Source organism: Micromonospora sp. CPCC 206061 (assembly GCF_036906915.1).
Lineage (GTDB): Bacteria > Actinomycetota > Actinomycetes > Mycobacteriales > Micromonosporaceae > Phytohabitans.
Map to the genome: position 1 here is coordinate 99133 of NZ_JBAKHX010000012.1, position 13748 is coordinate 112880.

General features: G+C 70.5%; 14 protein-coding genes. 7 read left to right on the plus strand and 7 right to left on the minus strand.

Annotated features, from left to right (window positions below):
- Positions 1-92 precede the first annotated feature (92 nt).
- The 4 genes from V6V89_RS12335 to V6V89_RS12350 all read right to left on the minus strand — a co-directional run bounded on the left by V6V89_RS12335 (position 93) and on the right by V6V89_RS12350 (position 5652).
- Positions 93-1385, minus strand: a complete 1293-nt coding sequence (locus tag V6V89_RS12335) for a BNR repeat-containing protein (protein WP_334619184.1) — start codon at positions 1383-1385, stop codon at positions 93-95.
- The gene (locus tag V6V89_RS12340; RefSeq protein WP_334619185.1) at positions 1364-3316 is read right to left on the minus strand and encodes a DUF2264 domain-containing protein; all 1953 of its coding nucleotides are present in this window, start codon (positions 3314-3316) and stop codon (positions 1364-1366) included. Before V6V89_RS12340 ends, V6V89_RS12335 begins: the two co-directional genes overlap by 22 nt.
- Complete coding sequence (gene arfA / locus V6V89_RS12345; RefSeq protein ID WP_334619186.1) at positions 3316-4830, minus strand: arabinosylfuranosidase ArfA; 1515 nt, start codon at positions 4828-4830, stop codon at positions 3316-3318. Before arfA ends, V6V89_RS12340 begins: the two co-directional genes overlap by 1 nt.
- Before the next feature lie 81 nt (positions 4831-4911).
- The gene (locus V6V89_RS12350) at positions 4912-5652 is read right to left on the minus strand and encodes an IclR family transcriptional regulator (protein WP_334619187.1); all 741 of its coding nucleotides are present in this window, start codon (positions 5650-5652) and stop codon (positions 4912-4914) included.
- Between the two features lie 147 nt (positions 5653-5799).
- Between V6V89_RS12350 and V6V89_RS12355 the strand changes: the two genes are divergently transcribed.
- Complete coding sequence (locus V6V89_RS12355; protein WP_334619188.1) at positions 5800-6525, plus strand: IclR family transcriptional regulator; 726 nt, start codon at positions 5800-5802, stop codon at positions 6523-6525.
- A gap of 185 nt (positions 6526-6710) precedes the next feature.
- Complete coding sequence (locus tag V6V89_RS12360) at positions 6711-7475, plus strand: arylamine N-acetyltransferase family protein (RefSeq protein ID WP_334619190.1); 765 nt, start codon at positions 6711-6713, stop codon at positions 7473-7475.
- A gap of 64 nt (positions 7476-7539) precedes the next feature.
- Here the strand turns inward: V6V89_RS12360 and V6V89_RS12365 are convergent, their stop codons facing one another.
- Both V6V89_RS12365 and V6V89_RS12370 read right to left on the minus strand, forming a co-directional pair.
- Complete coding sequence (locus V6V89_RS12365; protein WP_265253285.1) at positions 7540-7854, minus strand: type II toxin-antitoxin system PemK/MazF family toxin; 315 nt, start codon at positions 7852-7854, stop codon at positions 7540-7542.
- A 22-nt stretch (positions 7855-7876) separates the two neighbouring features.
- Positions 7877-8140 carry a hypothetical protein gene (locus V6V89_RS12370; RefSeq protein ID WP_334619191.1) on the minus strand — a complete coding sequence of 88 codons (264 nt, stop codon included), beginning with the start codon at positions 8138-8140 and terminating at the stop codon, positions 7877-7879.
- Positions 8141-8251: 111 nt separating this feature from the next.
- Here V6V89_RS12370 and V6V89_RS12375 point away from each other — a divergent pair, with 111 nt between their 5' ends.
- The 5 genes from V6V89_RS12375 to V6V89_RS12395 all read left to right on the plus strand — a co-directional run bounded on the left by V6V89_RS12375 (position 8252) and on the right by V6V89_RS12395 (position 12787).
- Positions 8252-8539: a HesB/IscA family protein gene (locus V6V89_RS12375; protein WP_334619192.1), complete on the plus strand. Its 288-nt coding sequence runs from the start codon at positions 8252-8254 to the stop codon at positions 8537-8539.
- A 228-nt stretch (positions 8540-8767) separates the two neighbouring features.
- On the plus strand, positions 8768-10327 hold the full coding sequence (locus V6V89_RS12380) for a peroxidase family protein (RefSeq protein ID WP_334619193.1): 1560 nt from the start codon (positions 8768-8770) through the stop codon (positions 10325-10327).
- A 123-nt stretch (positions 10328-10450) separates the two neighbouring features.
- Entirely contained in the window at positions 10451-11746 is a 1296-nt protein-coding gene (locus V6V89_RS12385; RefSeq protein WP_334619194.1) for a response regulator transcription factor, read from the plus strand.
- Positions 11747-11777: 31 nt separating this feature from the next.
- Positions 11778-12125: an ArsR/SmtB family transcription factor gene (locus tag V6V89_RS12390; protein WP_334619195.1), complete on the plus strand. Its 348-nt coding sequence runs from the start codon at positions 11778-11780 to the stop codon at positions 12123-12125.
- Positions 12122-12787 carry an SRPBCC family protein gene (locus V6V89_RS12395; RefSeq protein WP_334619196.1) on the plus strand — a complete coding sequence of 222 codons (666 nt, stop codon included), beginning with the start codon at positions 12122-12124 and terminating at the stop codon, positions 12785-12787. The genes V6V89_RS12390 and V6V89_RS12395 overlap by 4 nt, the downstream gene beginning before the upstream one ends.
- Here the strand turns inward: V6V89_RS12395 and V6V89_RS12400 are convergent.
- Positions 12765-13712 (minus strand): methionyl-tRNA formyltransferase, encoded by a 948-nt coding sequence (locus V6V89_RS12400; protein ID WP_334619197.1) that lies wholly within the window; start codon positions 13710-13712, stop codon positions 12765-12767. The genes V6V89_RS12395 and V6V89_RS12400 overlap by 23 nt on opposite strands.
- Between the last annotated feature and the right edge of the window lie 36 nt (positions 13713-13748).

A 13748-nucleotide genomic window follows, 5' to 3' on the forward strand; every position in this document is an offset into this window, starting at 1 on the left:
CGTGCGCGGTCCTGGCGATGATGGCCGAGCTGCGCGCGGATTTCGCCCGCCGAACACGTTCCGTGGGCGCGAAGAGTTCGCATGGATCTATGTCAATGTTGTGGATCGATCGCGAAGTCGGCGACGTGGATCGGCGACGGCTCGTCGCCGGTGGAGGGCCGCTGGTAGAGGATTGACAGTACGCCGTCGATCCCCATCCGGGTGCGGTCGACCACCACCTCGCCGAACGCGCCGAGGCCGGCGCCCTCCAGACGCGGCGTCCAGTCGGTCCAGCCGCTCGCCGCGCTGGCGGTGATGATCCGGCCGTACGGCAGCACCAGGTACGCGTTGTCGGCGCTGTCGAGCACGAGCTGAGATCGGCCGAACGCCGCCAGCGGCACCGGGATCTCGGTCTTCTGCCACCCGCGCTCGCGGTCCAGGTACAGGTGGAAGACCCGGCCGTACCGCTCCCGCTCGCCGACGAAGTCGGACACCGCCGGCACGAACCGCTCGGGCACGTAACTGATCACGACGTGCGGCCGGCAGACCGAGTCGACGACCAGGCACTCCTGGTTGATTAGAGCGCGGTCGACGCCCACCGGGTCGACGACGAGCCCAGGGGAGTCCACCGCCACGAGCTGGTCGGTGCCGGCCCGGGCCACCACGTCGCCGGCGGCGTTGTGCCAGGTGCGCCCGCGGTCGTCGCTGTAGACGTACCCGGTGTCGTGGTTGGCCAGCCCGCCCGGGTGCGTGAGGACGGCGCTGTTGTCCTCGCGCCAGGTGAACGCCGCGTGCAGCCGGGCGCAGCGGCAGTAGGCCAGGCCGTGCAGGTACATGTTGCGGCTCGCGCTGGTCGTGCCGTTCACCGTGTACGCGCCGGTCGGGGAGGACCAGGCACCCACCTTGTGCCAGGCGCCGTCGTACTCGACGAGCTCCATCGCGCCGTTGCCCGAGCGCCCGGTGCGGTAGGACATCTGGAGCCGGCCCTCGGGGGTCACCAGGAACCGCGGGTACGTGATGGAGCCGAGGTCCAGGTCGCCTAGGGTACGCCGGACCGGTCCCTCCAGAGTGGAGTAGAACACCGCGTTGTCGTGGGTGTCCATGGCCACGTGCAGCATGCCGTCCGCAGGCGACAGGCCGAGCGAGATGGTGTTGTGCGAGTCGTCGACGCTGAGCTGGTGCGCCAGGCGCACCGGCTCCCAGATGCCGTGCGGCAGCCGCCGGCGGGCCACGACCGCGTGCCGGCTGGCCGTGTACCAGGCCGCGTACTGGTGTCCGGCGTGCGTGAGCAGGCCGTGCTGCTGGTACGAGGCGTTGTTGACGATGCCCTGGTACGAGACGAAGTAAAGGGCGGTCGGGTCGAGCACCGAGTCACCGAGCAGGCTCACTCCGGGGGGCCCAGCCACAGGTGATCCTCCTCCCCGTCGGGCCATCTCACCAAGATCGCGGCGTCGGGCGACACCGTCACCGTTGGCAGCTCCGGCCCCGCCGCCGCGGTGAGGATCACCGCCGCCGCGTAAACCTCGCCGAGCCGCACCGGCGCGCCGCTCTCCACCGTGGGGGTCGCCGAGTACGTGCCGAACGCGTTGACGCCGGACCGATCCGCGACCCGGCCGGCCGGCAGCCCCACCAATCCCACCACAGTGGACGTCAACCCGTCGGGTCGGCGAGCCGTCGCTGTCGCCCCGTCGGCCTCGGCCTCCGGCGGTTCGGCGTCCGCGAGGGCGTACCCGCCGATCCGTAGCGTCCATGGCCCGCCGTGCGCCGCGCCGTCCACCCGGGCCAGCCGCACCTCGACGGCGCCGCGCAGCACCGACGCGGTGGTGACGCACGGGCCGGTCCAGAACGCAGGCTGGCGCGGCGGCCACGTGTGCTCGTCGGGCAGCTCGCCGACCGGCCAGTGCGCCCGGTGCCGGGAGATGGCGACCCGGCCCTCGACGGAGACCGGGCGCAGCGGCCGGCGGTGCGTGGGGTAGCCGCTCGGGTCGAGCAGCGCGACGTGGTTGTCGACCGGGCGGCAGGCGTACTCCGGTCCGGCGTGCGTGCTGTACGCGTACCGCGAGTAGCCGGGGTCGTCGGTGCTGAGCGCCTCGTCGGCCGCGTGGTCGGCACCGTGGTTGACGACCCGGACCACGCCGTCCGCGCGGGTGGCCGACACCAGCCAGCCGGGCACGGCGAGCGTGCGGGCCACGTCGCGCTCCTCGACTTCGAGTGGCTGCTCCACGTCTGTCCACACCGGATGGTCGGCCGGCAGCACGAGGCCCGCGAAGCCCTTGCTGGACCAGTACGGCGAGCCGGGCCCCGAGTACGGCTGCCGGATCGGCTCCAGCGGCCCGTACCAGCCGATCGACTCCAGCCGGTCCGGTGCCGAGCCGTCCGGGGTGGGCCCGCCGCCGCGCTCCGCGAAGTGCCGCAGCACCCCGCTGGCGAGCCGCCGTGCCCGGCCGGGTGCCAGGGGGCTGGCGTCGAAGATGGCGCCCGCCCACACCGGGGCGAGCGCGGCGTGCCGGTAGGTGAGCGAGCGGCCCTGGTGCAGCGGCGCGCCGTCCGGGGCGTAAAGGTGCTGGGCGCCCTCCAGGTAGAGGTGCAGGCGCTCCCGGTACCGGCTCCACAGCTCCGGTCCGGCGTGGTCGCCGGACATCCGGCAATACCACAGTGGATAGAAGTTCATCGCCCAGCCGGCGTACCAGTCGAAGTTGCGAGCGGTGCCTCGACCCTCGTACCCGTCGGTGTACCAGCCCTCGCCGATATACCAGCCGTCCATCGTGGAGATGTTGGACTCGATGTCCTCGGCCGACCACGGGCCGCCGACCGAGCGCAGGAACGCCTCGACGACGTTCTGGAACCACAGCCAGTTGCACGCCGGGTACGGCTGGCCGATCACCTCGGCCAGCCACGTCACCACGCGCTCGCGTACCCCGTCGTCGAGCGCGTCCCACAGCACGTGCCGCGACTCGTGCAGGGCCAGTGCGATGGACGCCGCCTCCACCTTGGCCTGGTTGACCTCGGTGACCCGCGGCCAGCGCTCCGGCGAGCCGGGGTCGGTGCCGGCGGCGAGGCCGTCCGCGTACCACTCGGCCAGCGTGCCGTCGGCGCCCTCAGCGCCCCCCGAAGCGTTCGCGAGCCGGAAGCCCGCGGCCAGGAAGGTGCGCGCGAAGCCCTCCAGGCCGTCGCTGCGCCGTCCGGAGATGCTGGGCGGACCGGGCAGGTCGACGAGCGCGTGCCCGGGCGAAGCGTACGGGCGCACGGCGGCCAGCGTCCGGTCGGCGGCCGCCTCCCAGTGCGCTCGCGTCCACCCGGTGTACGGTGACCGGGCCCGGTCCTGGCGCGGGCCCATCAGAGTCGGATCGTGTTCCACGAGAGCGGCGGCAGCTCGACGCGCAGCACGCCACCATCCGGCACCACCCGCGGGCCTGCCTTCGGCGTGGCCCGGTCCTGCTGGTCGAGCGTGTTCTTGGCGTGCCGGTCGGCGTCGGCCAGGTAGGTGTGCGTCACCGGCCCGGCGGCGTCGCCGAACGCGCGCAGGTCGACCGCCAGCTCCAGCGGGCGGGTGGTGTCACGGTTGACCGCGAACACCGTCAGCGAGCCGTCCTCGCCACGCACGGCGGTGGCGTGCAGCAGCGGTACGGTGCCGTGCGCGGCCGTGTCGTGGGTGGGGCTCTGGACCGCGAGCCGCAGCACCTCGCCCCGGCCGTAGCGGGCGGCGTCGGCGAATGGGTAGAAGGTGGTCTGCCGCCACGCCGGGCCGCCGGGCTCGGTCATGATCGGCGCGATCACGTTGACGAGCTGGGCCAGGCACGCGGCGGTGACCCGGTCGCTGCGTCGCAGCAGCGTGATCAGCAGGCTGCCGACCACGACGGCGTCGGTCACCGAGTACAGGTCTTCCAGCAGTCGGGGTGCGACCGCCCACGGCTCCGGCTCGGGGTGCGGGGAGTTCTCCTGGTACCAGACGTTCCACTCGTCGAACGAGATGTTGATGCGTTTGGGGTCGCGGCGCTTGGCGCCCACGTAGTCAGCGGTCGCCACCACGCCGTCGATGAACGCCTCCATGTCGGCGGCGGACGCCACGAAGCTGTCGACGTCGCCGTTGCGCTCCTGGTAGTACGCGTGGCAGGAGATCAGGTCGACGGCGTCGTAGGCGTGCTCCAGGACCGTGGCCTCCCACTGGCCGAAGGTGGGCATGCCCCGCCCGGAACTGCCGCAGGCGACCAGTTCGAGGTCGGGATCGACCAGGCGCATCGCCTTGGCGGCGACCACGGCGAGCCGGCCGTACTCCTCAGCGGTCTTGAAGCCGATCTGCCACGGGCCGTCCATCTCGTTGCCCAGGCACCACAGCTTGATCCCGTACGGCTTCTCGTCGCCGTGCGCCCGGCGCAGGTCGGAGTACGCGGCGCCGCCGGGGTGGTTGCAGTATTCGAGCAACTCGTACGCCTCCGCGGCGCCGCGGGTGCCGAGGTTGACCGCGAGCATCGGCTCCAGGCCGGTCTTGGCGGTGAACCGCATGAACTCGCTCAGCCCGAACTGGTTGGTCTCGGTGGTGCGCCAGGCGAGGTCGAGGCGGCGTGGCCGCTGCTCGACCGGGCCGACACCGTCTTCCCACTTGTACCCGGACACGAAGTTTCCGCCGGGGTACCGGACCATCGTGGTGCCCAGCTCGCGGATCAGCCCCAGTACGTCAGTGCGCAGCCCGTCCTCGTCGGCCAGGGGGTGATCGGGCTCGAACACTCCACTGTAGACGGCCCGGCCGAGGTGCTCGAGGAAGGACCCGAACAGCCGGGGGTTCACCTCACCGACGGTGAAGTGCGGATCAAGGAAGGCGGTTGCCGTAACTTTCTGCTGATCATTGCTCACCGTGGCCAGCGTAGGGACGCCCCTCGGCTTCGTCAACGGGTTGGAATAAGACAGCCTTCCGGCCAGTTACCGATAACCCGATCATCCAGGGTTGGCGCTGTTCAATTCCGCTGTGAGCTGGGCTGCCGTGTGCTTGAGCGCGGCGGCGAGGGGCGAGTCGGCACCCTCTGGGACCGAGCTCGTGGTGCCGACGACCGCCATGCTGGCGATCAACGTACCGTTTCGGAAAACCGGCGCGGCGACGCTGCGTATGCCGTTGACCGGCGGCGTGTGAGCAGACACACCCGCCGCGCGGATGCGTTCGAGCTCGCGGCGCAGCTCGGGGGAGGCGGCCAGGTCGGCGACCAGCGCGGGCACCTCAGCGGAGCTGAGGAACGCGCAGAACACGCGGCCCTGCGACGACGCGGTGCGCGACAGCCGGGAACCGGTGCGCACGCTGATGCGGATCACCCTGTCGGTGTTGTCGTCGACCCGGACCACGACCGCGGTGTCGCCGTCCCACACGCTCAACACGACGGTCTCGTCGAGCTCGCGCACGAGCCGCTGCATGTGTGGGCCGGCGACGCCGATCACCGGCATGCCGGCCCGGGCGGCGGCTGAGAGCGTGAGGATCTGCGGACCCAACGAGTAGAGCGCCTCGCGCTCGTCATATCGCAGCAGGTTGCTCTCCCGCAGCGCCTTTGTGTATCGATGGGCGGTGGCCTTGCTGGTGCCGAGGCTGGCGGTCAGCTCGTTGAGGCTGAGCCGGGGCCGGCTCACCGTGAAGGCACTGAGGATCACGGCGGCGCGCTGCACGGTCTGGATCGCGGGCGACGCGTCCACCGAGCCCATCCTTTCCGCTGGATCACGGGAGACTCCGCAATATCACGGGAGGCGACGTCATCATGTCATGTTGGTGAACATTGCGATGCCCCATCGGGTCGCCCTTCCGACAGCTCGGGGAGGGCATAACGCACTAAAGTCCGGCACATGCCCGATGGGCCCGCTATCCAGACCGTGCAGCGCGCCGCCGCCATGCTGAGCGCGTTCAGCGTCGAACGGCCCCGGCTCAGCCTCGCCGAGATCACCGCCGAACTTCGGATGAGCAAGGCCACCGCCCACCGGTACGCCCGGGCGCTGCGAGCCGCCAACCTGCTGCGATACGACCCGGCCTCCGGCAAGTACACGCTCGGGCCGCGCATCCTGGCGCTGGAGGCGGCGGCCCGCGCCGGGCTGCCGATCGTGACGGCCGCCGAGCCGTACCTGGAACGGCTCACCCGCGAGACCGACCACACGAGCGTGCTCAGCGTCTGGAACGGCGACGCACCAAGCGTGGTGCGCTGTCTCGACAACACCACCGGCGACGTGCGCCTCAGCGTTCGCACGGGGTCGCAGCTCGACCTGACGCGGTCGGCGCAGGGCCGCGTGTTCTGCGCCTTCCTGCCCGCCGTCGAGGCGCCCGCGGTCGCCCGCCGGATCAAGGCATCGACCGACCTGCGCCGGATCGTCGACGAGGTACGCCGTCGCGGGTACGCCGTCAACGTCCCGGAAGACAACGGGGTACGCGTGATCGCGGCACCCGTGTTCGAACGCAGCCAGATCGTGGCCGCCCTGGCCGTCATGGGCACCGCCGTCTCCCTGTCCGGCGACGCCGAAGACGAGGCCGCAACAGCGCTGACCCGCACATCGACAGCCCTCTCCCAAAACCTGGGCTAACCCGCCCCCGCCCCGCCCCCGCCCCGGCCCGCCCCCGCCCCGCCGCCCCTCTTCCGCCGATCAAGGGCAAACGCACGTGGTTCGATCTCTTTTCCGCGTGCGTTCGCCCTTGATCGGTGAAAAGTCCCTTGATCCGTGGGGCGCGAGCTTGACGTGAAGCCGGGTTGAGGTCGCAGGCTTGACGCATGGATGTCGACGCGTACCTCGACCGGATCGGCGCCCCGCGGCCCTCGGCGGCCACCGCAAGCGCGCTGCGCGACCTGCACGAAGCCCACCTCTCGGCAGTACCGTTCGAGAACCTCAGCATTCACCTTGGCGAGCAGATCTCCCTCGATGAGGACGCACTGTTCGACAAGATCGTAAAGCGGCGCCGTGGTGGCTTCTGCTACGAGCTCAACGGGGCGTTCGCGGTGTTGCTTGAGGCGTTCGGGTACACGGTGACGCGGGTCGGCGCCCGGGTGTTCGGCGGCGGGCGGTGGGGACCGCCGTTCGACCACCTCGCGCTGCTGGTGTCCACTGCGGACGGTACCGGAACGTGGCTGGCCGACGTGGGGTTCGGCGCGCACAGCCGGCACCCGCTCCGCTGGGACGACCGCGCGGAGCAGGTGGACCCGGACGGGCGGTTCGCGCTGGTCGACACGGACGACGGGGACGTCGAGGTGGTGAAGGACGGTGAGCCGCAGTACCGGATCGAGCTCCGCCCGCGGACCCTGGCCGACTTCGAGCCGACGTGCTGGTGGCAGCAGACCTCTCCCGGCTCGAACTTCACCCGCAACACGATCTGCTCGCGCCTGGACCGCGGTGACCGCGTCACGATCAGCGGCCGCACGCTGATCCGTACCCGCGACGGCGCCCGCACCGAGGAGCCGCTCTCCTCCGACGAAGCCGCCCTGGCCGCGTACCGGGAGCACTTCGGCATCCACCTCGACGAGGTTCCGAAAGCGCCCTAATCTGACGCCTTCACAGATCAAGGGAGATCGACGCGTGAGCGGGTGGGTGTGCGCCCCCGCGGCGCTAGAGCTCGAAGAGGTCGCGTAGTGCTTCGTCGAGGCGGGCGAGGCTGGCGCCCGTGACCATGCCGATGCGTTCGGCGCCGGCCGTGGCGGGGAGGCGGCGCATCCGGTTGACGACGACCACGCCGGCCACCGGGTCGGTCTCGGCGAGCGGCACGGCGAACGGCGGCAGGTCGGTGGTGCCGCGTTGCCGGACAACCGGGGCGCAGTACGGTGCGGCGCTGGGGCGTTCGTTGTGCGCGTCGCCGGAGAGCACGACCACGCGGTACCGCAGGTCGGCGCGGTCACCGATGGTCCACACCTCGCCCCGGTTCACCGGCGAGCGCCAATGGGCAGGGTCATGCGGCGTCCACCAGGTCGGTGGGTGGGTCGGGCCAGCCGCCGTCGAGGCGGTCCGCCATCCGGTCGAAGCCTTCCAGTTCGGCGCGCGCGTCCGGGTCGGTCGCCAGCCACTCCTCGTGGCGGCGTGCGGCGTCCCGGACCGCGGCGCGGCGCGCCGCGCGGTCGATCCACTCCGACAGGCTCATGCCAGCCGCGCGGGCCTCGGCACGGGCCCTGGCCAGGGTGTCCGCGCTGAGTGTCAACGTGACCTTTTCCGCCATGGTCGAGATGGTACGCCGGTGGTGGATTCCGGGAACGCGGGTACGGTGGCCGGATATGCCGGTTGGCAACCGAGCTGACCGAGCTTGACCGAGAAGTCGAAAGGATGCGTAATGCTGACCCTGACCGACAACGCGGTAGCGGTTATCCGCAGTCTGACCGAGCAGCCCCAGGTGCCGGACGGCGCGGGCCTCCGGATCGCCACCGACCCGAGCGCGGGTGCGCTCACGCTCAGCCTCGCCCCGGAGCCCGTGGATGGCGACCAGGTCGTCGACGAGTCTGGCGCGCGGCTCTTCCTGGAGTCGTCGGCTGCCGAGCTGCTGGATGACAAGGCCCTCGACGCGGCCGTGGACCCGAACGGGTCGGTGCAGTTCGCGGTCGCCGAACAGCAGCCTGGTTGAGGTTGTTGCGGTAGGGATTCGGGCCGGGGTGCCCAGCGACGGCCGTCAGGCTTGAAGCCGTCGCCGGTCACCCTGGCCCGAATCCCTACCGGGGGGTTTGGGCGCGCTCCCACTGAATCCCCTTGGGGCGGTATGGCGTGATTGGTAATCGTTCAAGAATTTGGGTCACTCCGTGGTCATCCCGGCGCCGTTCGAGCGCCGCCCACGGGCGAAGGGTGGGCAACCCCCATGACCCGTACCCCACGATCAGAAGGTCGAAACTCCAAGGTCAGTCGCCGCTCCGTCCTCACCAGCCTGGGCGTCGGCACGGCGGGAGCTGTCGCGCTCGGTCCCCGCGGCGCGCTCGCCGCACCCCCGGAAACCCGTGTCATCGCGGCCACCCCCGCCGATCGCTTCGGACGCATGTATCCGAATCTGCCGCCGTTCGTTCCCGCTGACGACCGGCGTCGCGCCGCCCTCATCGACATGGGCAAGGCCGGCGGAATCATGGACGCCAAGGACGATCTGACCAGGGCTCCGGTCGACCTGATCGTCGATCCGGCGTTGTTCGTCAACAACCCGGACAACGCCAGCATGACGGCTGGCGTCACGTTCATCGGGCAGTTCCTCGACCACGACATGACGTTCGACGCGTCGTCGCCGCTCGGTGTGCCGACGGCGCCCGAGAGCACGCCAAACGTGCGGACGCCGGCCCTGGACCTCGACTCCGTGTACGGCGGCGGGCCGGCCGCCAGCCCGAACCTGTACCAGTCGGACCGGGTCAAGCTGCGCATCGAGTCGGGCGGCCGGTTCGAGGACGTGCCGCGCAACGCGAACGGGTCGGCCATCATCGCCGACCCGCGCAACGACGAGAACGTGGTGATCTCCGGTCTCCAGTGCGCCTTCATCCTGGCGCACAACCGGATCGTGGACGACCTGCGTGCGCAGGGCGTGCCCGCGGCCAACCAGTTTGCCCAGGCCCGGCGCATCCTCACGTGGCACTACCAGTGGATCATCCTGAACGAGTTCCTGCCGCTGACGATCGGCGCGGACGTCGTACAGCGGATCCTTTCCGGCGGCCGGCGCTGGTACCGGCCGGAGCCCGGCCCGGCGTTCATCCCGGTCGAGTTCCAGGGCGCCTGCTACCGGTTCGGCCACACCCAGGTGCGCCCGTCGTACCGGGTGAATTTCCAGGGCAACCCGGGTAACACCCAGTTCTTCGCGTTCATCTTCGACCCGGCGGCGGAGGGCCAGGCGGACCCGGAGGACATGCGCGGCGGCGCCCGGTCGCCACGGCGGTTCATCGGCTGGCAGACGTTCTTCGACTTCGGCGACGGCCTGGTCCGCAACAACAAGCTCATCGACCGCAAGATCTCGACGCCGATGTTCCGGCTGCCACTGGCCGCGATCGCGAGCGGCGCCCCGCCGATCTCGCTGCCCCAACGCAACCTGCTGCGGCATGTCACCTGGTCGATTCCCGCCGGGCAGCGCATCGCCCAGGCCATCGGCGCGCCGCAGCTGCACCTGCCCGAGTTGGCGCACTACGGTGTGGCGCTGGAGAACCAGACACCGCTTTGGTACTACACGCTGGCGGAGGCCGAGATCCTTGCCGGGGGGCGGCGGCTCGGGCCGGTCGGCGGTACGGTCGTGGGCGAGGTGTTCATCGGTCTGTTGCAACTCGACCCGAACTCGTACCTGGCGGTCGCGCCGACGTGGAGGCCGACACTGCCGAGCCAGACGCCCGGCAACTTCCGGGTGACTGACTTGCTCAGATTCGCCCGGGTTGACCCGGCTAGTCGTGGCCAGTAACCGGACATCTGGACAAGAATCCCCTAGGACTGATGCGCCATCTGAGGTAAAAGTCCGACACTCACGGAAGTCTATGTAACAAACTGGAAACTGGGCTGGGGACGGATGCCGAGGAGGCAGGCCGTGCAGCGGACGATGTTGTCGAACGGTCGCGTCATCAGGGTCGCCATCCGGTCCAGCCGACGGCTGTTCCGGGACACGCTGGCTGTCTGCCTGACAGCGCAAGCGGAGTACACAGTCGTCGGTCACGTCGCCGATGACGGCGCGCTGCTCGGCCTGTGCGACTTGTGCGGGCCAGACGTCGTCATCTACGACGCGGGACCGCGCCTGACGGAGGCGCTGGCGACGCTGATCGACCTGCGCACCCGGTTCCGGTACCTGCGCCTGGTTGTGGTGTACGAGCGGTTGTCGTCCTCGGACCTGGCGGCGAGCCAGCAGGCCGGGGTCGACACCCTCGTGCCGTCGTCGCACGGCCTCGACGCGTTGCTGATGCTGTTGCACCAGCACGCCGAGGCCGTGCGCACCGGCGCGGGCCCCCAGAACGGCGTCGGTTTCACCGAGCAGGAGCGCGAAATCCTCACGCTGACCGCCGCAGGGCATACGGTGAGCCGGATCGCGGAGCTGCTGGGACTCACACCGTGCACAGTGGAGAATGCCAAGCGACGGATCTACCAGAAGCTCGCGGTGTCGAGCCAGAGCCACGCGGTCGCTAGGGCGGCCGCCCTAGGGCTGGTGAACCGGCTGCCGCCCGGCCGCCCCCGGGTGTACGCGATGGGCGGGCTGCGGCTCGCGGTGTTGCGCGGCCCGGACGTGCCGGCGCGGCACCAGGCGGCGGCCGCGCTGCTGTCGCACCACATTCCTTTCGTCACCGACACCACGCCGGACGGCGAGGAGGTCGACGACTACGTCGGATCGTCCGCCGCGCCGGTGATCCTGGTCGACCCGGCGCCGGAGCACTGGCCGAGGCTGGGTCAGTCCTGGGTACCCGTGCTGCTGGTGTGCTCGGCGCCGATGACCCGAGGCGACATCCTCGAAGCCCTTGGCCGGGGCGCGATCGGGATCGTCGCGGCCGAGCGGATCGGCACGGCGCTGGTGCCGGCCCTTACCCTGGTGGTCTCCGGCCATCTGACCGTCGACCCGACGGCCGCGACGTGGCTCATCGACGCCGTGGGCAACCGGGCCGGTGAGCCGGAGGGCGGCCTGCCCGACCTCACCACGCGCGAGGGCGACATCCTGCGGTCGATCGCGGCGGGCCATACGGTACGCCAGACCGCGCGGTCGCTGGGCATCGCGGAGAAGACGGTGGAGAACACCCAGGCCCGGCTGTTCCGCAAGCTCGGCGCCCGCAACCGGGCCGGCGCCCTCGCCACCGCCCACGCCTTAGGTCTCCTGGAGTTGCTGGACGACCACCAGGATTGACTTATATAAGCTAGCGCCGTTATTGTTGGTCGTGCACGCGTTCGATGTCCTTGGTGATCCCGTCCGCCGCCGCATCCTGGAGCTGCTCGCCGAGGGTGAGCAGACCTCCGGCGCGGTGACCGCTGCCATCCAGCGGGAATTCGGGATCTCGCAGCCCGCCGTGTCGCAGCACCTGCGCGTGCTGCGCGACAACGGGTTCGCGACCGTCCGGGCCGAGGGCACCCGCCGCCTGTACACAGTCGACACCGCGCCGCTGCGCGAGGTCGACCTCTGGTTGGAGACGTTTCGGCGCTTCTGGGGCCAGCGCCTCGACGCGCTGGCGACCGAGCTCGCCCGCGGCAAGCGGGAGCGCCGCCCGAAAAAGAAGGATGACGCATGAAGGACATCGTCGACGAGCTGGCCGCAGTCCAACGTGGACTCGGCCGCGCCACGATCCCGGCCGGCGAGGCCGCCACGGTCACGCTGAAGCGCAGCTATCCAGCCGACATCGAAGACGTGTGGGAAGCCATCACCGACCCTGAGCGGATTACCAGGTGGTTCATGCCGGTCACCGGGGAGCTCAAGATCGGAGGGCGATACCAGCTCCAGGGCAACGCCGGTGGCGAGATCCTCCACTGTGAACCGCCCCGACACCTCAAGGTGACGTGGGTCTACGGCGAGAACCCCGGCCCGTCCGACGTCTCCGAGGTTACGGTGCGCCTGTCCGAAGGCCCAGGCGGCGCCACCACCACGCTCGAACTGGAACACGCCGCCGTCGTCGACCCGAAGCTGGACGACGAGTTCGGACCGGGCGCCGTCGGCGTCGGCTGGGACCTCGCGCTGCTCGGGCTCGCACTGCACCTTCGTGGTGGCGAGCTCACACCCGAGGAGCGCGAGGCCTTCGACGCGTCACCGGAGGGCCGCGAGTTCGCGACGCGTAGCAGCGAGGCCTGGGGCGCGGCCATGTTGGACGCCGGCCTCGACCCGGAAGACGTGGCCCGCCGCGTGGCCAACACGACCGCGTTCTACGTCCCGCCGGTCACGGAGCCGGACGGTCAGTGAGGTAGCCGCCCATCGTGCGGAAGTAGTCGATGGCGGCGTACTCGGTGCCGTCCTCGGTGCGGACGCGGCGCAGGACCAGGCCGGGGTTGCGGCCGCGGCGCGCGTCCGTGCCGGCGACGATCACCACGCCGTCACCCTCGCGGATGAAGATTCGGCCCGGGGTACCGCCATAGCGGCCCTCGGAGACCGCTGCCGACACCACCCGCAATCGCTCGCCGCCGCGATACGTGAAGGCGTTCGGATACGGGTCGGACTGCGCCCGGACCAGGCGCTCGATCTCCTCGGCCGGCCAGGCCCAGTCGATGCGACTGTCCTCGATGGACCGCTTGTGGAAGAAGCTGGCTTTCGAACGGTCCTGCTCGACCCAGTCGGTGCGTCCGGTGGCGATGAGCGCCAGTGCATCCGTGGTGATCGGCCCAAACAGCTCCAGCGTGCGATAGAAGAGGTCGGTGGTGGTGTCGGTCGGGCCGACCGGCACCGCCCGCTGGATGACGATGTCGCCCGCGTCCAATACCTCGTCCATCATGTGCGCGGTGACGCCGACCTCCGGCTCGCCGTTGACGAGCGCCCAGATCAGGGGCGAGAAGCCGGCGTACGCGGGCAGTAGTGAGTCGTGCACGTTGAGGGTGCCGAGGCGGGGCAGTGTGAAGACCTCCGGCGGGATCCAGGTGCGCCAGTTCGTTGCCACGATGATGTCGGGGTCGACCGCGCGCAGCGGCTCGACGAGGTCGTCGGGGCGGCTGCGGATCAGCACCGGCACGCCGTGCTTCTCGGCCAGCTCGGCCACGGAGTCGTCCCAGATCTTCTCGTACGCGTGCTCGCTCGGCGGGTGGGTGACCACGAGGGCGACCTCGTGCTCGGAGTCCAGCAGCGCCTGGAGGGTGCGGTGACCCCAGGTTTGGTATCCGAACATGACTACCCGCATGAATGTCCTCCCGCGAAAGGTACCTGGTTATCTCTG